Consider the following 23,657-nt stretch of genomic DNA (forward strand, 5'->3'; position numbering starts at 1 on the left):
GCCTGGCTACAGTGCGGAGGTCAGGCCCTCACGACCGGAGGTGTGCATGGATTCCTCGCCGGTGTTCGTGGTGGACCCGGAATCCTCCGAGCCGCCGTTCGAGCAGGTGCGCCGGCAGATCGCGGCCGGCGCCGCGGACGGCACGCTCGCCCCGGGGCACAGGCTGCCGACCGTGCGCCAGCTGGCCGCCGACCTCGGCCTCGCGGCCAACACGGTGGCCCGCGCCTACCGGGAGCTCGAGTCCAACGGGGTCATCGAGACCCAGGGTCGCCGGGGCACGTTCGTCGCCGCGCGTCGGATGTCCGAGCCCGAGGCCGTGGCGGCGGCCGCCACGTTCGTCGAGGTCGCCCGCCGGTCCGGCCTCTCGCGTGACGAGGCCCTCCGCCTGGTCGACTCCACCTGGCTCGGCTGACCCCTCGCGAGAGACTTTGTTCGTGGTCACGAGAGACCTTGTTGGTGCACAAGAGTGACGAACCCGCTCGTGTGCACAGACAAGCTCGCTCGCGACGGGTAACAAGGTCTCTCGCGAGCGGAAGGGGCGGCCGGGCGGTGGGGCGGGGTGCCCGGGGTCAGCCGCGCCAGCGGCGTTCGAACGGGAGGCGCCAGCGGCGCGGCGCGACGAGCTCGAGCGCGGCCTCCGGGCCCCACGAGCCCTGCGGGTACGACTGCACCGGCGGCGGGGCGTCGAGCAACGGCTGGCTGACCTCCCAGAGCCGCTCGATGCCCTCGGCCGTCGTGAACAGCGTGCGCTCGCCCAGCATCGCGTCGTGGATGAGTCGCTCGTACGCCTCCAGCACGTCGCCCGAGCGGCCCGTCTCCTGCATCGCGAACTGCATCGACAGCTTGTCGAGCGTCATGCCCGGCCCGGGGCGCTTGCCGTAGAACGACAGCGACATCCGCGAGGAGTCCGCGAGGTCGAACGTCAGGTGGTCGGGGCCGGAGCGGCCGACGCCCGAGCCCTCCGGGAACATCGACTTCGGCGGCTCGTTGAACGCGATCGAGATGATGCGCGCCCCCTCGGCCATGCGCTTGCCCGTGCGCAGGTAGAACGGCACGCCGGCCCACCGCCAGTTGTCGATCTCGGCCTTCAGCGCCACGAAGGTCTCGGTCTGGGAGTCCGGGTCGACGCCCTCCTCCTGGCGGTAGCCCTCGTACTGCCCCCGCACGACCTCCTCGGCCACCAGCGGCTTCATCGACCGGAAGACCTTGTTCTTCTCCTCGCTGATCGAGTCGGAGTCGAGCGAGGTGGGCGGCTCCATCGCCATGAAGGCCAGCACCTGGAACAGGTGGGTCACGACCATGTCCTTGAACGCGCCGGTGCCCTCGTAGAACCCGGCGCGCCCCTCGACCGAGAGGGTCTCGGGGATGTCGATCTCGACGTGGTCGATGAAGTTGCGGTTCCAGATCGGCTCGAACAGACCGTTGGCGAAGCGGAACGCGAGGATGTTGAGCGCCGACTCCTTGCCGAGGAAGTGGTCGATGCGGAAGATCTGCTCCTCGTCGAACACCTCGTGGATCGCGGCGTTGAGGCTGCGCGCGCTCGTGACGTCGGTGCCGAAGGGCTTCTCCATGACGATGCGCGAGCGCTCCACCAGGTGGGCGTCGTCGATCAGGTGCACGACGTCGAGCGCAGCACTCGGCGGGACGCTCAGGTAGTGCAGGCGGCGGGCGTCGTCGCCCAGCTGCGCCTCGAGACCGGCGGCCTTCGCCTCGAGCGCCTCGGCGCCCTGGCCGAGCGAGATGAACGAGAGCTTCTCGGCGAAGCTGGTCCAGACGTCGCTGCGCACCGGGCGGGTGCTGAACTCCTTGCACGCCTGGAGCGCGAACTCGCGGAACTCGTCGTCGCTGTAGTCGTGCGTAGAGACGCCGAGGATGCGGGCGTCGCCGACGAGGTGCGACTCCACCAGGTGCATGAGGCCCGGCAGCAGCTTGCGCCGGGCGAGGTCACCCGTGGCGCCGAACAGGACGATCAGGTGCGGCTGCTTCATGTCGCCAGGCTAGTCCTGCGTCATGACGCGCGCGTGAACGAGATCAACCCGAGGAGCGCTTCTGGTCCTGCTGGTTCTCGTACACCACCACGGCCTGCGCGCTGAGCCGCTGCTGCGCCTCCTCGAGCGACACGCCGTCGCTCTCGAGCAGGTACGAGTCGAACGGGGTGAAGCACAGGAACGGCGGGAACAGGGTCAGGTCGAAGTTCTCCTCGTCCTCGTTCGCCAGGCACACCGCATCATCCAGGCCCGGCGGCGGGTCGACCTCGACCATGCCGAGCGTGAGGGTCTGCTCGAGGAACGCCTCGTGCAGCCGCTCGGCGCCCGTGGCGTCCTCGGCCGCGTAGATCGTGGTCAGGTTGGACGCGACCCGCGAGACGCCCGCCCGGTTGAAGGCGCGCGAGACCCCGTTGGAGTTGATCTGACGCGTCTGGGCGGCGTGCCCCCCGGAGACGTAGGCACTCTCGGAGAGACCTCCCGCGGCGTCGGGCGCCAGGGTCAGGCCCCACAGGCCTGACGGGTCGAGGTCGCGGACCCGCGGCTCCTCGCTGACGGTGACACGCTCGACGTCCTCGAGCGCCACTTCTTGGTCCTGGAGGAACTCGTCGGCGTACTCGCGCTGGTCGTCGAGGTCGCCGTTGATGTCGTAGAACCAGCCGTACGCCAGGAACGGGCCGTAGGCGCGCAGCACGTACATCTGGTTCGACACGTCGTCCTCGGTCGCGACCACAGCGGTCGCCTGGTCGTCGCTCGCGACCGGCTGGATCGTCAGCGTGCTCGAGAAGCCGTCGGGGTCCGGCACCGTGAGTGCCGCCGCGGCCGCCTGCTCGGCCGCCTCGGCGGCTGCCTCGTCGGGGAACTGGAGGAGAGCCGTCGTGATCCAGGCGTCGCCCTTGGCGTCGACCCGCCGGGTCAGGAGCCCGGTCTCGGTGCCGACCATGGCCGGTGCGGCGTCACTGAGGGAGAGCTCGAGCTCGACGGGCGTGGTCAGCGCGCCCGTCTCGATGCCGTACTTGTCCAGGCCCGAGCGCAGCTGCTGGGGCAGCACGAGCTTGCTGCCGAGCTGGTAGGCGCCGATGAGGCGGGAGGTGGCGCCGTCGAGGGCGGTCGAGACGTCCGTGCCGGTCGGCTCGATGCGACCCAGCTCGAGCGCCTCGGGGTCGAAGGCCGAGGACGCGGTCGGCTCCGGCGTGGGCTCCTCGTCGCCCCCGCAGGCCGTGAGGCCCGAGAGCACGACCACCAGGGTCGCCGCGGTCGCGGCTGCGCGCCTGAGCATCGAGTCCCCCGTTCCGTCCCGCAGCGGAGCGGGATCGCCGTGGTCGCCCGAGGGCGACCGCGACCGATTCTATCGAGCCACCGTGGCGCGTGCCGCCGATGCCGTGTGCGTACCGGCCCTCGGGACGCCCCCGCTCAGATCAGACGACGGTCGTTGGCCCAGCGGGTCAGCTCGTGCCGACTCGAGAGCTGCAGCTTGCGCAGGACGCTCGACACGTGGGTCTCGACCGTCTTGGGCGAGATGAACAGCTCCTTCGCGACCTCCTTGTACGCGTAGCCGCGCGCGATGAGCCGCATGACCTCGCGCTCACGCTCGGTCAGCCGGTCGAGGTCGGAGTCGACCTGGGCGACCTCGACGTGCCCCGCGAACGCGTCGAGCACGAACCCCGCGAGGCGCGGGCTGAACACCGCGTCCCCGGCGGCCACCCGGCCGATCGCGTCGACGAGGTCCTCGCCGGAGATCGTCTTGGTGACGTAGCCGCGCGCGCCGGCCCGGATCACCCCGATGACGTCCTCGGCCGCGTCGCTGACCGACAGGGCGAGGCACCGCACCTCGGGGGCGGACGTCGAGAGACGGCGGAGCACCTCCGGCCCGCCACCGCCCGGGAGATGGACGTCGAGCAGGACGACGTCCGGTCGGGTCCGCACGATGACCTCGACCGCGGCGTCGACGTCGCCCGCCTCGCCCACGACGTCGACCGACGCGGTGATCTCGGCCCGTACCCCGGTGCGGAACATCGCGTGGTCGTCGACCAGCACGACCCGCAGCTGGGCGTCTCCCACGACGGGGTTCGGGTCAGACACGGTCATGCTCGCTCCTGGGGTCGGTCGTGCCGGGGTTGTGTTCTTGGTGCTTGGGCTCGTCGCGCTTCGGCTCGTCGTGGCTCGGTCGCTCGGGACGCGGCAGCACCAGGCGCACCTCGGTGCCGGAGCCGGGCGACGACCGCACCTCGGCCCGACCGCCGTGACGACGCACGCGGTCCATGATGGAGCCGCGCAGGCCCATGCGGTCGGGGTCGACGGATTCGGGGTCGAAGCCGGCACCGCGGTCGCGGACGAACACCTCGACGACGCCCGGCGACGCCTCCGCGAACACGTCGACCCGGTCGACGCCCGCGTGCTTGGCAGCGTTGACCATCGCCTCGCGGGCCGCCCGCACCACGGCCACGACGTCGGGGTCGACGGGCGTGTCGCCCACGACGACCAGCTCGACCGCGACCCGGTGGTGGTCCTCGACCTCGTCGGCCGCCGCGCGCATCGCCACCGCGAGCGTGGAGTCGGCCAGCTCGTCGCCGCCGTACAGCCACGCGCGCAGCTCGCGCTCCTGCCGACGCGCGACCGTCGACACCGTGGCCGGGTCGTCGGCGTACTTCTGCAGCAGGGAGAGCGTCTGCAGCACCGAGTCGTGCAGGTGCGCGGCGACGTCGGCCCGCTCCTGCGAACGGACGCGTTCGCGTCGCTCGGCGCCGAGGTCGGTCACGAGCGAGGCGATCCACGGGCCCGCCACGATGGCGAGACCGACCAGCGCCACGGCGATCGCGACGCCGGCGTCCGCCAGCGCCGACCAGCCGCCCTCGACGGTCACCGCGAACGCTGCGGCGGCCGCGACGAGTCCGATCCCGACGACCACCCGCGCGACCGACCACCACCGCAGGCGTGAGACCCGGCCGACGTCGTCGAGACCACGCCACATGACGGCCAGACCCGCGCCACCGACCGTGAGCGGCACGAGCCAGCCCCACGCGATGCCCTGGCCGGAGACCTGCAGGGCCAGGGCGACCCCCGCGCCGAGGGCGAGGATCGCGACGGCGCGGGTGTGGTCGACCCAGGTGGTCGTGCGAGCCGTGCGCAGCCCCCGCCGCCCGGCGGCCTCGAGGCCCGGGCTGGCGGTGTCGTCGGCGATCGGCAGGAACCGCCACAGCAGCAGGTACGCCACGATGCCCACGCCGTTCAGGACCGCCGTGACGGTGAAGGCGAGACGCACCCAGAGGGTGTCGACGCCCAGGTGGTCGGCGACCCCGGCGCTCACGCCCGAGACGAGCCGCCGGCCGGCGGGTCGGTACGCGCGGCGCACGGGCGGTGCGGGGCGCGCGGAGGGCGAGGTCACCCCCTGATCGTCACACGTCGCCGGGCGCGGCACCATGAGGGAAGCACCCGGCACGGACCGGGGCGATCTCAGGGTCGGACCAGGGTCGCTCCTGATGGTCCCGGGCCGGTCGCGCGACCCACGATGGAGCCATGAATCAGACCACCACACCGCCTCCCCCGCCGCCGGGTGCCCAGCACCCGGGCGACGGCGGTCCCGACCGTGAGCGCTTCCGGTCGGTGACCTCGACCCGTCGCTCGACCGACGGCCGGCTGATCGCCGGCGTCGCGTCGGGCCTCGGACGACAGCTCGGCATCGACCCGATCATCGTGCGGATCGTGCTCGTCGCCCTCTGCTTCGCCGGCCTGGCCGGCCTCGTGCTGTACGGCGCGGCCTGGCTGGCCCTGCCGCCGGACGACGGTCGCCCCAGCGTCCTGGCCGACTGGTTCCGTCTCGACGAGACCGAGCCGCAGGCCCGCGTCGTGGTGCTCGCGATCGGCGCGGCTCTCGCGCTGGCCTCGATCATCGGCGACACGGGGTGGTGGTGGGGTGTCAGCACCCCCTTGTTCACGCTGTGGCTCGTCGTCCCGGCCCTGTTCTTCTACTGGCTGTTCGCCGTGCGGCCTCGCCAGCGTCGCGAGGGCACGCCGCCTCCGCCGGTCCAGCCGTGGCCCGCTCCCCCGAGCGCCGGACCGACGACGACCTTCTCCGCGACTCCGCCGAGCGCCGCCGGGCCGGTCAGCGACCCTGACGAGGCGCCCACGACGACCGACGCCGCCGACGACGAGCCGACCGCCGTCCTCGACGACGACGAGGTGAGCGACGACGCGAGCGACGCCGGCGACCCACCGCCGCCACCGACCGCCGGTCCGGGACCCGCCGAGGGCTGGCCCTCCGGACCGGTGCCGCCGCCCGTCGCGGTCAAGCCGCGCACCCCGCCGACCCTCTTCCTCGCGACGATGTCGGTCGTGCTGATCGTGCTCGGCGGCCTGGCGACGGTGCACGCAGGTGCCGGCCTGGACCTGCCGCCGCAGGTGTACCCGGCCGTCGCGCTCGGCATCGTCGGCCTCGGCCTCCTGGTCGGAGCGCGCTGGGGGCGCAGCATCGCCCTCGTGCCGATCGGCCTCGTCCTGTCGGTCGTCCTGCTCGCGGTCGGCGCAGTTCCCGACGGCCCGCTCGGCGATGTGCGGCGCACGCCCGTCAGCGCGGCCGACGTCGCCCCGGAGTACGAGCTCGGCGCCGGGTCGCTGCGCCTGGACCTCTCGCAGGTGCGGAACCCCGAGCAGCTCCTGGGCCGCACGATCGTGATCGACGGTGGTCTCGGACAGGTGCGCGTGATCCTGCCCGACGACCTGGCCGTGACGGTCGAGGCCGAGATCTCGGGCGGACAGATCCGCATCCTGGGCGAGGAGACCTCCGGCCAGGGCGCCAGCCTCGACGTCGTCAGCGACGAGCGACCGGCGCTGACCATCGAGATCGACCACACCTTCGGACAGATCGACGTGGAGCGAGCATGAACCAGCACCCCTTCAACCCGTGGAGCTTCCTCGCCGGAGCCCTGTTCCTCCTCGTCGCGGTGGGCGGTGCGGTCGTCTCGGCCGACCTCGTCGCCCCGAGGACGCTGCTCGTCCTCTCACCGCTGGCGCTGATCGCCCTCGGCGTCGGCGGGCTCGCGCTGACGTTCCGCCGCACGTCCTGACTCAGCTGACGGACTCGCCCGCGAGGTCCTCCGCCATCCGGCGCAGGGCCTCACGGGCCGTGCTCGTGTCGTCGGCGAAGAAGCCGTCGACCCCCGCCTCGAGGAACACGCGGTACTCCGCCAGGGCGTCGCCGTGGGCCGACAGGTCCTCGCCGAGCTTGAAGTCGGCAGGCAGGAAGTTGTTCTCGTCGCGCATCGTCCAGACGTGCACCTGGAGACCGACCGCGTGCGCCGCAGCCACGAGCCCGGTCTCGCCGGTCAGCCAGTGGCCCTTCCGCCGGCCCACGACGAGGCTCTTGTTCGGCCCGATCCCGTCGGCGTAGGTGGCGATCTCGGCCAGCGCCTCGGGAGTCGTCAGGTCGGCGTAGGTCCGCGGGTCCTGCGCCTCCATGAAGTCCCACGGTGCGCCCTTGCGGTCGATCAGCTGGATCAGGGGCAGCGGGGTGCGCGGCCGCAGGCCCCGCAGGTTGCGGGTCTCGAACGACTGGATCATGACCGGCACGTCCGCGTCCGCCCGGTTCAGGCCCCGGCGCTCGAGGGCCGCCAGCACGCGGTCGTCCAGGTCGAGGTCGAGGTCCGCGAAGTACCCCGGGTGCTTGGTCTCGACGTAGACGCCGACCCGCCGGTCAGCGGCCTCGGCGATGTCGAGGACCTCCTCTAACGTCACGATCGGCTCCGCGAGCGCGATGTTGCGCGGGCGCAGCTGCGGCAGCCTCTCGACCGTCCGCAGGGTCTGCAGCTCCTCGAGCGTGAAGTCCTCGGTGAACCACCCGGTGCGCGCGATCGCGTCGACGAGCTTGGTGGTGCGTCGCCCGGCGAACTCGGGGTGGAGCGCGACGTCGGTCGTCTCCGAGATCTCGTTCTCGTGGCGCACGACGAGGTGTCCGTCGGACGTGCAGACGACGTCCGGTTCGATGAAGTCGGCGCCCCACTCGATCGCCAGCTCGTACGACGCGCGCGTGTGCTCGAGACGGTACGTCGGCACACCGCGGTGGGCGATGATCAGCGGCGGGCTGACGAGTGGCCGTTCCACCCCTCCATCCTGCCACCGCGCCGACCAGCGACGCGGGACCCTCGGCGAGACGGGTGCGAAGTGCCGGGCGGCCTCAGCGCTGGGCGTGCACGAGGCGCACGGCGCCGTCGCGCCGCGGATCGGCGGCCGCGACGAGGTGACCGTCGGGCCGGCGCAGCGTCGCGGCGACCCCGCCGAAGTACATCGACGGCTCGGTCTCGACCTTGACCTCTTCGTTCGGGCGCCCCGCCCGGTGCACGTGCACGCGGGGATGGTTGACCGCCGCCTGGAGGCCCAGGCCACCGTTCACGAATCCGGCCAGGGCCTGGGTGATCGCCGTCGTGATGCGGTCGGCCCCCGGTGACCCGATCGCCAGCGCCGTGCCGTCTGCGTGGCGACCGACGGTCGGCGCCATGTTGGAGAGCAGACGGGTGCCGGGCTCGAGCCCGTGCAGGCCTCGCGGATTGAGCTCCTGCTCGCCCAGGCAGTTGTTCAGATAGATGCCCGTGCCTGCAGCGATCATGCCCGAGCTGTAGCCCGACGAGACGGTGACCGAGCAGGCGGTGCCCGCCGAGTCGGTGGCGGAGACGTGCGCCGTCGACCCGGACTCCAGGGCGGCGATGCCCCCGGCATCCACCTGGGCGAGCAGGGCGGCGGCCTCGGCGGCCAGGTCGTCCGCGACCTCCAGCCGCTCGAGCCGCGCCGCGAGCACGGCCCGCTGCACCCTCACCACGTGGGTGACGTCGGCCTCGCTCCAGCGGTGGTCACCGAGAGGCGCACGCGGGTGGCCGTCGAGCAGCCTCAGCATCGCCGCGACGCACACGCCTCCGACCGCCGGTGGCGGGTTCGTGCCGAAGGTCCAGTCGCCGAGGCGGGCGACGAGCGACGGACGCACCACCGGCCTGTAGGCGGCGAGGTCGTCCGGCCCGAGGATGCCGCCGCGGGCCAGGACGTCGGCGCTGATGGCGCGCGCCAGGTCGCCCTCGTGCATCGCGCGCGGACCCTCGGCCGCGATGATCTCGAACGTCGCCGCCAGGTCGGGCACCACCACGGGCGACGTCGTGACCTCGCCGTCCGGGTCGTGCACGACCGCGTGGCTCGCGGGGTCCCAGCCGAAGATCGAGGCGTGCACGTACTCGAGGTAGTAGCGGGAGGCGGCGCTGAGGCGGAAGCCGGACCGCGCGACGTCGATGGCCGGGGCGACGAGCTCGGCCCAGGGCAGGCTCCCCCACCGGGCGTGGGTCTCGCCCAGGGCGGCGATCGAGCCGTGCGTCGCGACCGAGCCGGGTCCGACGGTCACGGTCACGCCGCCGCCGTACGCGGTGTCGACGTCCCAGGTGCCGCCTCGGAGGGCGGCGGCCGAGCGGCCGGGCATGTCCATCCAGCCGTCGACGGTCTGCGGCGCGGAGCCGTCGCCGGGCTGCACCGTGACGAAGCCGCCCGAGCTCGGCGAGACGATGCCCACCTCGTTGACCATCGTCACGAGCGTCGCAGCCACCGCCGCGTCGACCGCGTTGCCTCCGGCGAGCGCGATCTGCTCGCCGGCGTCGGCCGCGGCCTCGCTCGGCGCGGCGACCGCGACGTCGGTGCGCGTCACGGGACGGTGCTCACAGGAGGGTGCTCACTCCCACTCGATCGTTCCCGGCGGCTTGCTCGTCACGTCGAGCACGACCCGGTTGACCTCGCGGACCTCGTTGGTGATGCGGGTCGAGATGCGCTCGAGCAGCTCGTACGGGAGGCGGCTCCAGTCGGCGGTCATGGCGTCCTCGCTGGACACGGGCCGCAGCACGATCGGGTGACCGTACGTGCGTCCGTCGCCCTGGACCCCGACCGAGCGGACGTCGGCCAGCAGCACCACCGGGAACTGCCAGATGTCGGAGTCGAGGCCGGCCGCGGTGGTCTCCTCGCGCACGATCGCGTCCGCGTCGCGCAGGATGCGGAGCCGGTCGGCGTCGACCGCACCGACGATGCGGATCGCGAGACCCGGCCCGGGGAACGGGTGGCGGCCGACGATCGCCTCGGGGATGCCGAGCTGGCGACCGACCTCGCGGACCTCGTCCTTGAAGAGGGTGCGCAGCGGCTCGATCAGCCCGAACTCGAGGTCCTCGGGGAGCCCGCCGACGTTGTGGTGGCTCTTGATGTTGGCCGCGCCGTCGCCGCCGCCCGACTCCACGACGTCCGGGTAGAGCGTGCCCTGCACGAGCCACTTGACGGGCGCGCCCGGCGTGCTGAGGATCTCGCGCTCGGCGGCCTCGAACGTGCGGATGAACTCGCGCCCGATGATCTTGCGCTTCTCCTCCGGGTCCGTGACGTCCGCGAGGTGTCCGAGGAACTGCTCGGCCGCGTCGACGACCTTCAGGTCGACGCCGGTGGCGGCGACGTAGTCGTTCTCGACCTGCTCGGCCTCGCCCTTGCGCAGCAGGCCGTGGTCGACGAAGACGGCGGTGAGCTGGTCGCCGATCGCGCGCTGCACCAGGGCGGTGGAGACGGCGGAGTCGACACCGCCGGAGAGTGCCGAGATGACACGGGCGTCGCCCACCTGCTCGCGGATCAGGGCGACCTGCTCCTCGACGATGTTGGCGCTGGTCCAGGTCTGGCGGCAGCCGGCGATGTCGACGAGGAAGCGCTCGAGCACCTGCTGGCCGTGCTCGGTGTGCAGCACCTCGGGGTGCCACTGCACGCCGGCGAAGCGGCGGTCGGTGTCCTCGAACGCGGCCACGGGCGCGCCACCCGTGCTGGCCAGCACCGAGAAGCCCTCGGGCGCCTGGGTGACGGCGTCGCCGTGGCTCATCCAGATGCGGTGGCTCGGGGGGATGCCGTCCAGGAGGACGCCGCCGGACAGGACCGACACGTCGGTGCGACCGAACTCCGACAGGCCCGTGCGGGCGACCGTGCCGCCGAGGGCCGCGGCCATCGCCTGGAATCCGTAGCAGATGCCGAACACGGGCACCGAGCCGTCGAGCACGCCGCCGTCGAGCTGCGGGGCTCCGGGCTCGTACACCGAGGACGGGCCGCCGGACAGGATCACGGCGGCCGGCTTGCGGGCCAGGATCTCCTCGGCGGACGTCGTCGACGGCACGATCTCGGAGAAGATGCGCGCCTCGCGGACCCGTCGGGCGATGAGCTGGGCGTACTGGGCCCCGAAGTCGACCACCAGGACGGTGTCGTGCTGGGCCTCGGCCACGGCCTCGGGAGCGGTATCGGCGGGGGTGCTGGGAGCGTCCGTCACAGAGGCGATCCTAGCGGCCGGAAAACTTTCTTCGTCGCCACGTAACCCCCGGTGTGGGGCGTCGTTGATACGAGTGGATCTGACACTTTCTCCCTCCCGTCAGATCCACAGTGCCCGCTCCTCGTGGCACAACAGAGCCCGGTCACTTTCTCCCTCCCGACCGGGCTCTGTGCATTTCTCCGACACCGGTCGGCGTCGAGGCTCGGGCCTCCGCCGGCCGGTGTCGTTGCACCCCCCCAGGTGCCTCCACCAGATGTGTGCAGAAACCGACCTCGATCACGCAGGATCAGGTCGGTTTCTGCACACATCTGGAGGCCCCGCGGGGACCGGCGCCTCGTCAGCTGACGATGGGCAGGCGCAGGGCCGCGGGAGCGTCGTCGGGGACGACGGGGCTCTTCGGGGCCACCGGCTCGACCCGGCGATAGGCCTCGGTGACGTCCGGGCGCGTGTCGGTCTCACCCTTGTTGGGCCAGAACGACATCGCGCGCTCGGCCTGCGCCGTGATCGTGAGCGAGGGGTTGACGCCGAGGTTCGCCGTGATGGCCGAGCCGTCGACGACGTGCAGGCCGTCGTGCCCGTACAGGCGGTGGAACGGGTCGATGACGCCCGACTCCGCGCTGTCGCCGATGCAGGCCCCGCCCATGAAGTGCGCGGTCAGCGGCACGTTGAACGGCTCGCCGATCGTGCCGCCGGCGGTGCCGGGCATGTGCTTGGCCATCCGCTGCACGGCCTCGTGCCCCTCGGGGATGAAGGCCGGGTTGGGCGCACCGTGACCCTGGCGCGAGGTCAGGCGCTTGCGCCCGAGCAGTCCGCGCTTGGTGTAGGTCGTGATCGAGTTGTCGTGCGTCTGCATGACGAGCGCGATGACCGTGCGCTCCGACCAGTGCCGCAGGTCGTAGAGCTTGAACAGGTTGCGCTTCTGCGTCCACATCTCACGCACCCAGACGCGCCAGCGCGCCTTCGGACCGCTGCCGTCGGTCAGGACGGTCTGCATCAGCGACATCGCGTTCGAGCCCTTGCCGTAGCGCACGGGCTCGATGTGGGTGTGCTCGTTCGGGTGGAACGACGACGTGATCGCGACGCCCTCGCTGTAGTCGATGTCCTTGCCGTCGGAGATCGCGCCGAGGAGCGCCTCGGAGTTGGTACGGGTCAACAGGCCCAGCCGCTGCGAGACGTTCGGCAGGTCGCCGGAGTCGCGCATCTTGTGCAGCAGCTTCTGCGTGCCCATCGTGCTGGCCGCGAGGACGACCTGCTGGGCCCGCAGCTTGCGGTGCCGGCGGAAGCGCTTGTTGGTGCGTCGGGTCTCGATCTCGTAACCGCCGCCCGGCAGCGGACGCACCGCCGTGACGGTCGTGAGCGGGTGGACCTCGGCGCCGTTGGTCTCGGCGAGGTGCAGGTAGTTCTTGACGAGCGTGTTCTTGGCGTTGTGACGGCAGCCCGTCATGCACTCGCCGCAGTTGATGCAGGCGTTGCGGTCGGGTCCGGCGCCGCCGAAGTACGGGTCGCCCATGTTCGCGCCCTGCTCGTCGCCGAACAGCACGCCGACGGGCGTGTGGTGGAACGTGCCCTCGACGCCCATCTCGGTCGCGACCTGCTTGATGAGCCGGTCGGCCTCGGTCTCGTACGGGTAGATGCTGACGCCGAGCATCCGCTTCGCCTGGTTGTAGTACGGGGCGAGCTCGGAGCGCCAGTCGGTGATGTGGCCCCAGGCCGGGTCCTTGTAGAACGGGTCGAGCGGCTCGTAGAGGGTGTTGGCGTAGACGAGCGAGCCGCCGCCGACCCCGGCACCGGACAGGATCAGGACGTCCTTGAGCTTGTCGATGCGCTGGATGCCGTAGCACCCGATCTGCGGCATCCACAGGAACTTGCGCAGACGCCAGGAGCTCTTGGCGAAGTCCTCGTCCTCGAAGCGCTTGCCCGCCTCGAGCACCGCGACCTTGTAGCCCTTCTCGGTCAGGCGGAGCGCCGAGACGCTCCCGCCGAACCCGGAGCCGATCACGATGACGTCGTAGTCGAATTCGTTGTCAGTCATGCCCATCTCCTCACTCACCGACGCACCGTGGTGCGTCGCAGGACGCGCAGCAGGAACGTCAGAACGGCAGCGTACGGCTTCGCGGGGATCGCGGCAGGTCCCGCGACCGGCACCAGTCGCTGCACGCCCACGGACTGGGTCTCGGTGTAGCGGTAGTAGCCCTCGGCTCCCTGCCGGCGGCCGGTGCCCGAGGTGCGCATGCCGCCCATCGGGGCGTCGATGCTGCCGAACGTGGCCGCGAAGCCCTCGTTGATGTTGACCGTGCCGGCCTTGATGCGCGGCGCGATGCTGCGGGCCAGCGCGACCGGACCGAAGAGCGAGGCGTTCAGGCCGTACTCGCCCGCGTTGGCGAGCTCGACGGCCTCCTCGACGCTGCCGTAGCGGTACAGCGAGACGAGGGGTCCGAAGGTCTCCTCCGCGAAGCACTCGGCCGCCTCGGTGACGTCCTCGAGCACGGTGGGCTCGTAGAAGTACGGGCCCAGGTCGGGACGCGCGCGCCCGCCGGCCAGGACCGTCGCGCCATTCGCGACGGCGTCGTCGACGTGCTTGGTGACCGTCTCGAGCTGGCTGGCCGAGACGAGCGAGCCCATGTCGACGTCCCAGTCGAGCGACGCGCCCAGGCTCATCGAGGACACGCGGCGGACGAACGCGTCACGGAACTCGTCGTACAGCGAGTCGTGCACGTAGAGCCGCTCGATCGAGACGCACAGCTGGCCGGCCGACGAGAAGCACGCGCCCACGGCCCCCTCGGCGGCCTTCTCGACGTCCGCGCCGGGCAGCACCACGAGCGGGTTCTTGCCGCCGAGCTCGAGGGAGTAACCGATCAGGCGCTCCGCGGCGAGCTTCGCGATGCCCGTTCCCGTGGCGGTCGATCCGGTGAAGCAGATGTAGTCGGACTGCTCGACGATCGCCGTGCCGACCACGGACCCGGCACCGCTGACCACCTGCCAGACGTCGGTCGGCGCACCGGCCTTGCGCAGCAGCTCGAGCGCGGCGAGGGCCGTCAGCGGGCTCTGGCTGTCGGGCTTCTGCACCACGACGTTGCCCGCGGCGATCGCCGGGATGCCGTCGGCCAGAGCCATCGTGAGCGGGTAGTTCCAGGGGCTGATGATGCCGACGACGCCCTTCGGCACGTGGTGGACCGTGACCTGCGTGATGAGCGGGAAGACGCCGACGCCCCGCCGGCTGCCGGCCAGGTGGCGCAACCTGCGGCCGTAGTACCGCGCGGTGAGCGCGAGGTGCAGCACCTCGTCGTAGGCGTGCTTGCGGGTCTTGCCCGACTCGAGCTGGATCAGGTCCATGAGCTCGCCCTGGTGCGCGAGCACGAGGTCGTGCAGGCGGATCAGCATCGAGGCTCGGTCGCGGACGGCCGTCGTGGCCCAGCGGGCCTGGGCGACGCGAGCCGCGTCGAAGGCGGCGTCGACGTCGTCGAGGCCCGAGACGGGGACCTCGGCCAGCGGCTCGCCGGTGAACGGCGTCGAGGTGGTGCGGGACTCCCCCGTGGTGGAACGGATCAGGCGGGTGAGCTCGGCGACCCGGGTCGCGGAGATCGGGGCGTCCTCGGTCTGCGAAGGGACACCAGGACGCGCTGCGGTGGACGACGACATTGGATCAGCATACCGCCGGTATGTGACGTGTGCCATCGGCTGTTCGGCCGCGTGCGACCGAGCCCGTCTGACCTGCGGCGATGCGTCAGGAGGTGACGACCGCCGCGACCACGACCACCGCCAGGGTGGCCAGCGCCGCGACCACGTGGCCGGCGAGGACCCACGGCCACGCCCTCGCGCCCCGGGCCAGGGCGACGATCAGGCCCACCAGCGAGACGGTGCACGCCAGGACCAGGGCCGCCAGGCAGGCCAGGACCGTGACGACGTAGGCGGTCGTGCCGGACTCGGTGCAGATGGGCGGGTCGGTGTGGCTCGGACCGCAGGCCAGGCCGACCAGCAGGGCGAACGGCGAGAAGACCAGGAGGAAGCCGCTCCCCGCAGCCAGCACGACCCACCCGAACACCGACAGCACCATGTCGACCGGGTGCGTGGCCGGCGACACCCGCGGCGGAGCGTGCTGCGGGTGCGGACCGCCGAACGGCGCAGGGTGCGGGTGGCTCACACCCTCGATCGTCGCACCGTGCCGAGCTCGCGTCTCTCGGACAGCATGGGGTGAAGTCCCCTGGTCGTCGCGACGAGACCGAGGTCCAGGTCGGCGACCGCGACACCGGCGACACCGTCCGGCACGGCGGCCAGCGTGCGACCCTCCGGGTCGTGGATCGCGGCCCCGCCGCAGAACTCGGCACCTCCGCACTCCCCCACCAGGGCTCCGACGGCCACGAAGAACCCGTTGTCGAGCGCTCGGGCCCGCGTGTAGAGGTCGCGGCGGTGCTCGCTGCCGGCGAAGAACGCGATCGAGGCGGCGTACACGAGCGCGCCGGCGTCGGCCGCCGCTCGGCCGTGCTCGGGGAAGCTGGTGTCGTAGCAGGTCGCGAGGCCGACGGGAGCGGACGAGAGGTCGAGGACGGTGCCCGACTCCCCTGGCGCGAAGCAGTCCTGCTCGCCGCCGGACAGGTGCTGCTTGTCGTACACCCGCTGCACCTCGGCACCGCCGAACGCCAGCGTGCTGAGGGTGGGCGCGCCACGGCCCGCGATCGCGGCGCCCGCCAGCACGAGCGTGCCGCCGGCGACCGCCGCGTCCTGCAGGGGCAGGAGACGCGGGTCGTCGGCCTCGATGACCGGCGGTGGCAACGTGTAGCCGGTGAGGAAGAGCTCGGGCAGCACCAGCAGCTCGGCGCCCTCGGCCCGCGCGACTGCCTCGACCGCGGTGGCGACGTTGGCCTCGACGTCGCCCGCGACCGACGCCAGCTGCGCCACCGCGACCTTCACGACGCGCTCAGGCGCTTCGCGAAGCAGACCGACTCCGGGACCGAGAGGTACGGCTCGAACACCGCCACCTCGTCGTACCCGCTGCGGCGGTACAGCGCGAGGGCCGACTCCTGCCGCTGCCCCGTGTGCAGGAGCATCCGGGACGCCCCCGCCTCCCGGGCGCGCTGCTCGAGCTCGTCCAGCAGCACGCGACCGAGCCCACGACCGCGACCGGCGGGTGGCACGAACATCCGCTTCGCCTCGACGTCGTCACCGAGACGACGCAGTGCTCCCGTCCCGAGCGCCAGGTCGCCCTGCGTCAGCAGGAGCGTGACGAGGAACGAGTCGGGGTCGAGCCGCTCCGCTGCGGCGTCGTGCCGGGCCGCTCCGTAGAGGGCCGCCATCTCGGCAGCCATGTCGGCGCGCAGCCGCACGACGTCGTCGTGGTCGGTCGCGACCTCGCGGACCGCGACGGGCCTCACCCGACGACGACCTCGACCCGCTGGAACTCCTTGAGCTCGGTGTAGCCCGTGGTCGCCATGGCCCGCTTGAGCGCACCGATGAGGTTCATCGTGCCGTCCGGGACGGTCGAGGGGCCGAAGAGCACGGACTCCAGCGAGCCGACGGTGCCGAACTCGACGCGCTCGCCGCGCGGCAGCTCGGCGTGCCAGGCCTCGGCGCCCCAGTGGTAGCCACGTCCGGGCGCCTCGTGGGCCCGGGCCAGCGGCGAGCCGATCATGATCGCGTCGGCGCCACAGGCGACCGCCTTGGCGATGTCGCCGCTGCGGCCGATCGAGCCGTCGGCGATGACGTGCACGTAGCGTCCGCCGGACTCGTCGAGGTAGTCGCGACGGGCCGCCGCGACGTCGGCGACGGCCGAGGCCATGGGCACCGCGAGCCCGAGGACCGACCGCGTCGTGTGGGCGGCGCCGCCGCCGAAGCCGACGAGCACCCCCGCCGCGCCGGTGCGCATCAGGTGGAGGGCGGCCTGGTAGGTCGCGCAGCCGCCGACGATCACGGGGACGTCGAGCTCGTAGATGAACTGCTTGAGGTTCAGCGGCTCGGTCTGGCCCGAGACGTGCTCGGCGGAGACCGTCGTGCCGCGGATGACGAAGATGTCGACGCCGGCCTGGACCACGACGTCGGCGAACTGCTTGGTGCGCTGCGGCGAGAGGGCGGCGGCGACCGTGACGCCGGCCTCCCGGACCTCCTGCAGACGACTCACGATGAGCTCGGGCTTGATCGGCTCGGCGTAGATCTCCTGCATCCGTGCGTTCGCGGCCACCGGGTCGAGGCTCGCGATCTCGGCCAGGAGCGGCTCCGGGTCGTCGTAGCGGGTCCACAGGCCCTCGAGGTCGAGCACGCCGAGGCCACCGAAGCGGCCCAGCGCGATGGCCGTCGCCGGGCTCATGACCGAGTCCATCGGCGCCGCCAGCACCGGCAGGTCGAAGCGGTAGGCGTCGATCTGCCAGGCGGTCGAGACCTCCTCCGGGTCGCGCGTGCGCCGGCTCGGCACGATCGCGATGTCGTCGAAGGAGTACGCCCGGCGGCCGCGCTTCGCGGCTCCGATGTCGAGATCAGCCATGCGCCCACCCTATCGGCGCGCTGTCCCGACCCCGCGCCCTGCGGTGCGAGCCTCGCCCCCTGAGGTGCGAGGAACGAGCCGCTCCCCGCCCCTTGAGGTGCGAGGAACGAGCCTCGAAAGGGGCACCTCAACCAGCAGGCGTGGTCTCCGCGAGCTCCTTCAGGTTCAGCAGCTGGCGGCGGGCCATCGGCAGGTCGCCCAGGCACACCGCGGTCGCGGTGCCGCGGGGTGGGTTGCCGGCGAGCTTCAGCAGCAACCGCGTCGAGCCGTCCTGCTGCGGCGCGACGAGGTAGGACATCGCGACACCGAGGATCGACGCGGTGAGCTCCCGCCCCGGCTCGGCGGCCAGGACCCGACCGACGCTGCGCCCCGCCGTGGCGGTGAACGGGTCGCCGACGGCCGGCTCGGGCAGGTCCGAGCGCACGCGAGGCGACCGCCGGCCGAGGTTGTCGATCCAGTCGTACGAGTACGGCGCCAGGCGGATCTGCGTGACCCACGACCACACGACGGCCGGCGTCGCCGCCACGCTCACCCCGCGCCAGGCCTGCAGCGTCGGATCGAGCACGAACGCGTCGCATCCGTAGGTCAGGCGGGTCTCGGCGTCACTGACGCCCCAGCGGTCACCGAGCACGCGCCCGGCCCGCCCTCAGCGACCGGCGTAGTTCGGGGCCTCGACGGTCATCTGGATGTCGTGGGGGTGCGACTCCTTGAGCCCGGCCGAGGTGATGCGGACGAAGCGGCCCTTGGTCTGCAGGTCCTCGATCGTGCGGGCACCGACGTAGAACATCGACTGGTGCAGACCACCCACGAGCTGGTGGGCGACCGCGCCGAGCGGGCCCCGGTACGCGACCTGGCCCTCGATGCCCTCGGGCACGATCTTGTCGTCGCTGACGACGTCGGCCTGGAAGTAGCGGTCCTTGGAGTACGACTTCTTGCCGCGCGAGGCCATGGCGCCGATCGAGCCCATGCCGCGGTACGTCTTGAACTGCTTGCCGTTGACGAACACGAGGTCGCCCGGCGACTCCTCGCAGCCCGCGAGCAGCGAGCCGACCATCACGGTGTCGGCGCCGGCGACGAGTGCCTTGGCGATGTCACCGGAGTACTGCAGGCCGCCGTCGGCAATGACCGGCACGCCGGCCGGAGCGGCGGCGAGCGAGGCCTCGTAGACCGCCGTGATCTGCGGGACGCCGACGCCGGCGACGACGCGCGTGGTGCAGATCGAGCCCGGGCCCACGCCGACCTTGACGGCGTCGACGCCCGCGTCGACGAGCGCCTGGGCGCCCTCGCGGGTGGCGACGTTGCCGCCGATGATCTGCACGTCGTCGAAGGCGCGGTCGGCCTTCAGGCGTCGGATCATGTCGAGCAGGAGGCGCGCGTGGCCGTGCGCGGTGTCGACCACGAGCACGTCGACGCCGGCCTCGCGCAGCTGGTTGGCGCGCTCCCAGGAGTCGCCGAAGAAGCCCACCGCGGCACCGACCATGAGGCGGCCCGAGGAGTCGTTGCTGGCGAGCGGGAACTGCTCGGACTTCACGAAGTCCTTGACCGTGATGAGGCCGGCGAGCTTGCCCTCGTCGTCGATGATCGGCAGGCGCTCGCGCTTGTGCTGACGCAGCAGCGACTGGGCCTCGTCGCGGGTGATGCCGACCTGACCCGTGAACAGCGGCATGGGCGTCATGACGTCGCCGACGTGCGTGGTGCCCCACTCCGCCACGGGCGTGAAGCGCAGGTCACGGTTGGTGATGATGCCGAGCAGCGTGCCGTCCTCGTCGACGACCGGGAGGCCGGAGACGCGGTACTCGCCGCACTTGGCGTCGAGGTCCTCGAGCGTGGCCTTGATGCCGATCGTGATGGGGTTCGGGATCATGCCCGTCTGGGTGCGCTTGACCAGGTCGACCTGGTACGCCTGGTCCTCGATCGAGAGGTTGCGGTGCAGGATGCCGATGCCGCCCTCGCGCGCCATCGCGATGGCCATGCGGGCCTCCGTGACGGTGTCCATCGCGCTGGACAGCAGCGGGATGCGCAGCGACAGCTCACGCGTCAGGCGCGCCGTGGTGTCGACCTCGCTGGGGATCACGTCGGTCTCGCCCGGCAGCAGCAGGACGTCGTCGTAGGTGAGGCCCAGCGTCTGGAACTTGTCGGGGATGCCACCGCTCATGGAGCCATGGTACGCGCGCCCGCGAGCGGCTCCCGCCAGGGCGAGCGTGATCTCGGGCTCCCCGCCCCCGCCCGCCCGGTTTCCCACGAGACCGCTCGAATCCCGCGTCGCGCGCACGAAACTTCGTGTGCGCGACGCGGGATTCCTGGGTTCACCCACGAAGATTCCGACGGTCTCGTGGGAACCCGCGGACCCGCCGGCTCAGAGGCCGGTCTTGCCGTCAGCCCAGTAGGGCTGGGTGCGGATGCCCCGACGGTCGATCGGCGTGAGGTCCAGCAGCACCCGCCGCTGGCGCTGGATCGACTGTCCGTGGCCGGCCAGGTAGACCGTCGTCGTGGAGTCGATCTCGCCGGCGTGACGCTGCAGCCAGGCCTCGGCCTCCAGCCCGTGGGCGCCGTCGCGCGCCACGACGGTGGTGCCGGGGACCAGCCCGAGCGTGGCCTCGACGTCGCCCGGCTCGACCTCGAGCAGGGCCGAGAACGGACGCCCCTCGGCGGCGCACCGGTCGCCGAAGGCCATGACCAGGCTGATGACGGTGGCATCGCCGACGACCATGACCGGGGTGGAACCGTCCTCCCAGCGGAAGTTCTTCTTGGAGCCCCACTGGCACACGGCCACCGGGTCTCCGTCGGACCAGCCGAGGATGAGCTCCTCGCCCGGCCCGCTGCCGTGCTTGTGCACGATGATCGACATCTCGCCGCGCTCGGCGTCGAGCCGGGCCGGGGTGTAGTGCCGGAACTCGGTGCGCCCGGTGCGGAACGCGGTCGAGTCACCGGGGACGAACGTGGCCCCCCGGAAGTCGTCGGACCCGAGCACGAGCTCGAGGAGCCCGTGCCCGAGGTCGCGACGACTCACGAGGGTGGCGGCGTGCGCCGACTTCATGACCTGGTCGGCAAGGAAGCCGGGCGTGCGCACCATGGGTCAGAGCAGTCCCTGCGCGGCGGTCGTGAACCGGGTCAGGAGCGTCGCCGCCTCCTGGTAGGTCGGCGGGTAGACCGACGTCCAGGGGGTGAAGGCGTCGTTCTGCGCGGCGGTGATCGTCGCGAAGACCGGCTGGGCCTTCAGGCCCGCGAGCCCGGCGTCGCCCTGGCGGTCGTCGTACAGCGCGAGGTCGGCGTTGTACTTGTCCGACTCCTCCCAGCTGAGGGTCTCGAAGTAGCCCTGCGGGTCCGGGTTGTCCGGGACGACGATCGGCAGGCCGAGGGTCTCGACCCAGTAGTTCAGGTCGGCCGAGACGGCCGGGTTCGAGACGTAGTACGAGTCGGTCGTGCCCGAGACGGCGACGACGGTCTTGCCGGCGGCGGTGAGCTGCTCGCCCAGCGTCGTGGCCGTGGCGGCGGCGGCCTCGAAGGCGGCCTTGCCCTCGGTGACCTCGGTGCTCTCCAGGTCGGCGCCGAGCTCGCCCGCGAGCTCCTCGACGGCGTCGATCTGGTCGGTCAGGCTCAGGTCCACGTAGCTGACGGCGACGATGTCGTAGCGCTTCGCGAGGCTGTCGTGGATGTTCTTGGCCATGTACCAGTAGTCGCCCTCGAGGTAGCTCGAGGTGATGACGAGGTCGGGGTCGAGCTCGGCGACCTTCTCCTCGTCGATGTCGCCGTAGTCGCCGGCGCCGGTCACGTCGGTGACCGTCGCGGGGTCCAGGCCGTTGGCCTGGCTGTCGACGCCGCCGTCGGGGCCGTTGAGCGGGCCAAAGGTGCCGACGATGCGGTCGCCGAGGCCGAGCTGGGTCAGCGCGGCGGCGACGGTGCTCTGCGCGACGATGCGCTCGGGGCCGCCGTCGGCGAGCTCGACGTCGATGCCGTCGGTCTTGTCGACGTTGCCGTCGCCGTCACCGGAGTCGGAGTCGGAGCCGCACGCGGCCAGGGGCAGGAGGAGGAGAGCGCCGACGATGCCGCCGACGATGGAACGAGTCTTCATGTTGGGAAGGTTACCCTGTCCACGCTTAGGTATGCCTAAGCAGGCTGGTCGAACTCGTCACATCGAGCGCGCCAGGCACGGCGAACGGCCCGCCCCCTCCTCCGAGGAGAGGGGGACGGGCCGTTCGTCGTGGAGCGGTGACGCGTCAGTGGCTGTGGCCAGCGTGCGCGTCCTCCGCCTCCTCGGCCGGCTTCTCGGCGACGAGCGTCTCGGTCGTCAGCAGCATCGCGGTGATCGACGCGGCGTTGGCCAGCGCGGAGCGCGTGACCTTGACCGGGTCGAGGATGCCCTGCGCGAGCAGGTCGCCGTACTCGCCCGTGGCGCCGTTGTAGCCCTGGCCCGACTCGCGGACCTTGCTCACGACGACCTCGCCGGCGGCACCGCCGTTGCGGGCGATCCACTCCAGCGGGGCGTCGGCGCCCTTGCGGACGATGCGGACGCCGAAGGCCTCGTCGCCCGTCAGGCCGAGGTCGCCCTCGAGCACCGCGACAGCGTGGACGAGCGCGGAGCCGCCACCGGGGACGATGCCCTCCTCGATCGCCGCGCGGGTCGCCGAGACGGCGTCCTCGATGCGGTGCTTCTTCTCCTTGAGCTCGACCTCGGTGGCCGCGCCGACCTGGATCACGCAGACGCCGCCGGCGAGCTTCGCGAGACGCTCCTGGAGCTTCTCCTTGTCCCAGTCGGAGTCGGTCAGGTCGATCTCGGACTTGATCTGCGACACGCGGCCGCTGACCTCGGCGGCGTCGCCGCCACCCTCGACGATCGTGGTGTCGTCCTTGGTCACGACGATGCGGCGGGCGGTGCCCAGCACGTCGAGGCCGACCGAGTCGAGCTTGAGGCCGACGTCCGGCGTGACGACCGTGGCGCCCGTGAGCGTCGCGATGTCCTGCAGGATCGCCTTGCGACGGTCACCGAAGGCCGGGGCCTTGACCGCGACCGAGGTGAACGTGCCGCGGATCTTGTTGACGACGAGCGTGCTGAGCGCCTCGCCCTCGATGTCCTCGGCGATGACGAACAGGGTCTTGCCGGCGGCGATGACCTTCTCGAGCAGCGGGAGCAGGTCCGAGACGGACGAGATCTTGCCGCTGTGCAGCAGCACGAACGGGTCGTCGAGCACGGCTTCCATGCGCTCGGTGTCGGTGACCATGTAGGGGCTCAGGTAGCCCTTGTCGAACTGCATGCCCTCGGTGAAGTCGAGCTGCGTGCCGAGGGTGTTGGACTCCTCGACCGTGATGACGCCGTCCTTGCCGACCTTGTCGAAGGCCTCGGCGATGAGCTCGCCGATGTGGGCGTCGCGGCTCGAGACCGTGGCGACGGCCGTCATGTCCTTGACGTCGTCGACGGCGCGAGCGGTCTCGTGGAGCTTCTCGACGACGGCCGCCACGGCCGCCTCGATGCCCTTCTTGAGGCCGACCGGGTTGGCGCCGGCGGCCACGGCACGCAGGCCCTCGTGGACCATGGCCTGGGCCAGCACCGTGGCGGTCGTGGTGCCGTCACCGGCGACGTCGTTCGTCTTGGTGGCGACCTCCTTGGCGAGCTGGGCGCCGAGGTTCTCGAAGGGGTCGTCGAGCTCGATCTCACGCGCGACGGTGACGCCGTCGTTGGTGATCGTGGGGGCGCCCCACTTCTTGTCGAGCACGACGTAACGGCCCTTGGGGCCGAGGGTGACCTTGACGGTGTCGGCGAGCTTGTCGACGCCACGCTCGAGCGAGCGGCGGGCGTTCTCGTCGAACTCCAGGATCTTGGGCATGGTGTGCACCTTTCACGGAGTGAAGAATGAGCAGAGCTGGGAGAGGAAAAGGTGGGGAGATGCGAGCGCCCCGG

General features: G+C 71.8%; 21 protein-coding genes. 3 read left to right on the forward strand and 18 right to left on the reverse strand.

All coding sequences use genetic code 11. The features are described 5' to 3' along the window. The first annotated feature begins 46 nt into the window (after positions 1–46). Positions 47–412 carry a GntR family transcriptional regulator gene (locus LO931_RS03235; protein ID WP_229051783.1) on the forward strand — a complete coding sequence of 122 codons (366 nt, stop codon included), beginning with the start codon at positions 47–49 and terminating at the stop codon, positions 410–412. A 157-nt stretch (positions 413–569) separates the two neighbouring features. On the opposite strand, the gene zwf is transcribed toward LO931_RS03235, so the two are convergent. The 4 genes from zwf to LO931_RS03255 form a co-directional block, all read right to left on the reverse strand. After that, positions 570–1,988, reverse strand: coding sequence for a glucose-6-phosphate dehydrogenase (gene zwf / locus LO931_RS03240; protein ID WP_229051784.1), 1,419 nt, complete (start codon positions 1,986–1,988; stop codon positions 570–572). Between the two features lie 43 nt (positions 1,989–2,031). Then, on the reverse strand, positions 2,032–3,264 hold the full coding sequence (locus tag LO931_RS03245; protein WP_229051785.1) for a hypothetical protein: 1,233 nt from the start codon (positions 3,262–3,264) through the stop codon (positions 2,032–2,034). A 134-nt stretch (positions 3,265–3,398) separates the two neighbouring features. Further along, positions 3,399–4,073, reverse strand: coding sequence for a response regulator transcription factor (locus tag LO931_RS03250; protein WP_229051786.1), 675 nt, complete (start codon positions 4,071–4,073; stop codon positions 3,399–3,401). After that, positions 4,060–5,370, reverse strand: a complete 1,311-nt coding sequence (locus tag LO931_RS03255) for an ATP-binding protein (RefSeq protein ID WP_229051787.1) — start codon at positions 5,368–5,370, stop codon at positions 4,060–4,062. Before LO931_RS03255 ends, LO931_RS03250 begins: the two co-directional genes overlap by 14 nt. A 131-nt stretch (positions 5,371–5,501) precedes the next feature. On the opposite strand from LO931_RS03255, the gene LO931_RS03260 reads away from it, so the two are divergent. After that, on the forward strand, positions 5,502–6,866 hold the full coding sequence (locus LO931_RS03260; RefSeq protein WP_229051788.1) for a PspC domain-containing protein: 1,365 nt from the start codon (positions 5,502–5,504) through the stop codon (positions 6,864–6,866). Next, complete coding sequence (locus tag LO931_RS03265; protein ID WP_229051789.1) at positions 6,863–7,048, forward strand: hypothetical protein; 186 nt, start codon at positions 6,863–6,865, stop codon at positions 7,046–7,048. The genes LO931_RS03260 and LO931_RS03265 overlap by 4 nt, the downstream gene beginning before the upstream one ends. 1 nt (position 7,049) lies before the next feature. Here the strand turns inward: LO931_RS03265 and LO931_RS03270 are convergent, their stop codons facing one another. From LO931_RS03270 to groL, 14 genes are all read right to left on the reverse strand, one after another. Then, on the reverse strand, positions 7,050–8,081 hold the full coding sequence (locus LO931_RS03270) for a glycerophosphodiester phosphodiesterase family protein (RefSeq protein WP_229051790.1): 1,032 nt from the start codon (positions 8,079–8,081) through the stop codon (positions 7,050–7,052). Positions 8,082–8,154: 73 nt separating this feature from the next. Further along, positions 8,155–9,657 carry a gamma-glutamyltransferase gene (locus LO931_RS03275; protein ID WP_229051791.1) on the reverse strand — a complete coding sequence of 501 codons (1,503 nt, stop codon included), beginning with the start codon at positions 9,655–9,657 and terminating at the stop codon, positions 8,155–8,157. Positions 9,658–9,681: 24 nt separating this feature from the next. After that, on the reverse strand, positions 9,682–11,289 hold the full coding sequence (guaA, locus tag LO931_RS03280; RefSeq protein ID WP_304523490.1) for a glutamine-hydrolyzing GMP synthase: 1,608 nt from the start codon (positions 11,287–11,289) through the stop codon (positions 9,682–9,684). Between the two features lie 337 nt (positions 11,290–11,626). After that, complete coding sequence (locus LO931_RS03285; protein ID WP_229051792.1) at positions 11,627–13,321, reverse strand: GMC oxidoreductase; 1,695 nt, start codon at positions 13,319–13,321, stop codon at positions 11,627–11,629. A 14-nt stretch (positions 13,322–13,335) separates the two neighbouring features. Then, positions 13,336–14,928, reverse strand: coding sequence for a succinic semialdehyde dehydrogenase (locus LO931_RS03290; protein WP_229051793.1), 1,593 nt, complete (start codon positions 14,926–14,928; stop codon positions 13,336–13,338). A gap of 85 nt (positions 14,929–15,013) precedes the next feature. After that, the gene (locus tag LO931_RS03295) at positions 15,014–15,430 is read right to left on the reverse strand and encodes a hypothetical protein (RefSeq protein WP_229051794.1); all 417 of its coding nucleotides are present in this window, start codon (positions 15,428–15,430) and stop codon (positions 15,014–15,016) included. Next, positions 15,427–16,197 (reverse strand): carbon-nitrogen hydrolase family protein, encoded by a 771-nt coding sequence (locus LO931_RS03300; RefSeq protein ID WP_229051795.1) that lies wholly within the window; start codon positions 16,195–16,197, stop codon positions 15,427–15,429. Before LO931_RS03300 ends, LO931_RS03295 begins: the two co-directional genes overlap by 4 nt. Beyond that, positions 16,194–16,658: a GNAT family N-acetyltransferase gene (locus LO931_RS03305; protein WP_229051796.1), complete on the reverse strand. Its 465-nt coding sequence runs from the start codon at positions 16,656–16,658 to the stop codon at positions 16,194–16,196. The genes LO931_RS03300 and LO931_RS03305 overlap by 4 nt, the downstream gene beginning before the upstream one ends. After that, positions 16,655–17,761 carry a GuaB3 family IMP dehydrogenase-related protein gene (locus tag LO931_RS03310; RefSeq protein WP_229051797.1) on the reverse strand — a complete coding sequence of 369 codons (1,107 nt, stop codon included), beginning with the start codon at positions 17,759–17,761 and terminating at the stop codon, positions 16,655–16,657. The genes LO931_RS03305 and LO931_RS03310 overlap by 4 nt, the downstream gene beginning before the upstream one ends. A 127-nt stretch (positions 17,762–17,888) precedes the next feature. Beyond that, on the reverse strand, positions 17,889–18,392 hold the full coding sequence (locus LO931_RS03315; protein ID WP_229051798.1) for a hypothetical protein: 504 nt from the start codon (positions 18,390–18,392) through the stop codon (positions 17,889–17,891). A gap of 15 nt (positions 18,393–18,407) precedes the next feature. After that, positions 18,408–19,916, reverse strand: coding sequence for an IMP dehydrogenase (gene guaB, locus LO931_RS03320; protein WP_229051799.1), 1,509 nt, complete (start codon positions 19,914–19,916; stop codon positions 18,408–18,410). Positions 19,917–20,117: 201 nt separating this feature from the next. Then, on the reverse strand, positions 20,118–20,834 hold the full coding sequence (locus LO931_RS03325) for a hypothetical protein (RefSeq protein ID WP_229051800.1): 717 nt from the start codon (positions 20,832–20,834) through the stop codon (positions 20,118–20,120). Between the two features lie 3 nt (positions 20,835–20,837). Continuing rightward, positions 20,838–21,833 carry an ABC transporter substrate-binding protein gene (locus LO931_RS03330; RefSeq protein WP_229051801.1) on the reverse strand — a complete coding sequence of 332 codons (996 nt, stop codon included), beginning with the start codon at positions 21,831–21,833 and terminating at the stop codon, positions 20,838–20,840. Positions 21,834–21,978: 145 nt separating this feature from the next. Next, a complete protein-coding gene (gene groL / locus LO931_RS03335; RefSeq protein WP_229051802.1) occupies positions 21,979–23,583 on the reverse strand; it encodes a chaperonin GroEL in 1,605 nt (534 codons plus the stop codon). Between the last annotated feature and the right edge of the window lie 74 nt (positions 23,584–23,657).

It is taken from the genome of Aeromicrobium sp. Leaf350 (assembly GCF_916858655.1).
In the GTDB taxonomy this organism is placed as follows: Bacteria; Actinomycetota; Actinomycetes; order Propionibacteriales; family Nocardioidaceae; genus Aeromicrobium.

Excerpts from the sequence above, each read along its gene's own strand:
- LO931_RS03235 (WP_229051783.1), top strand. The coding sequence starts at position 47 with ATGGATTCCTCGCCGGTGTTCGTGGTGGACCCGGAATCCTCCGAGCCG.
- zwf (WP_229051784.1), bottom strand. The coding sequence starts at position 1,988 with ATGAAGCAGCCGCACCTGATCGTCCTGTTCGGCGCCACGGGTGACCTC.
- LO931_RS03245 (WP_229051785.1), bottom strand. The coding sequence starts at position 3,264 with ATGCTCAGGCGCGCAGCCGCGACCGCGGCGACCCTGGTGGTCGTGCTC.
- LO931_RS03250 (WP_229051786.1), bottom strand. The coding sequence starts at position 4,073 with ATGACCGTGTCTGACCCGAACCCCGTCGTGGGAGACGCCCAGCTGCGG.
- LO931_RS03260 (WP_229051788.1), top strand. The coding sequence starts at position 5,502 with ATGAATCAGACCACCACACCGCCTCCCCCGCCGCCGGGTGCCCAGCAC.
- LO931_RS03265 (WP_229051789.1), top strand. The coding sequence starts at position 6,863 with ATGAACCAGCACCCCTTCAACCCGTGGAGCTTCCTCGCCGGAGCCCTG.
- LO931_RS03285 (WP_229051792.1), bottom strand. The coding sequence starts at position 13,321 with ATGACTGACAACGAATTCGACTACGACGTCATCGTGATCGGCTCCGGG.
- LO931_RS03290 (WP_229051793.1), bottom strand. The coding sequence starts at position 14,928 with ATGTCGTCGTCCACCGCAGCGCGTCCTGGTGTCCCTTCGCAGACCGAG.
- LO931_RS03310 (WP_229051797.1), bottom strand. The coding sequence starts at position 17,761 with ATGGCTGATCTCGACATCGGAGCCGCGAAGCGCGGCCGCCGGGCGTAC.
- guaB (WP_229051799.1), bottom strand. The coding sequence starts at position 19,916 with ATGAGCGGTGGCATCCCCGACAAGTTCCAGACGCTGGGCCTCACCTAC.
- LO931_RS03325 (WP_229051800.1), bottom strand. The coding sequence starts at position 20,834 with ATGGTGCGCACGCCCGGCTTCCTTGCCGACCAGGTCATGAAGTCGGCG.
- LO931_RS03330 (WP_229051801.1), bottom strand. The coding sequence starts at position 21,833 with ATGAAGACTCGTTCCATCGTCGGCGGCATCGTCGGCGCTCTCCTCCTC.
- groL (WP_229051802.1), bottom strand. The coding sequence starts at position 23,583 with ATGCCCAAGATCCTGGAGTTCGACGAGAACGCCCGCCGCTCGCTCGAG.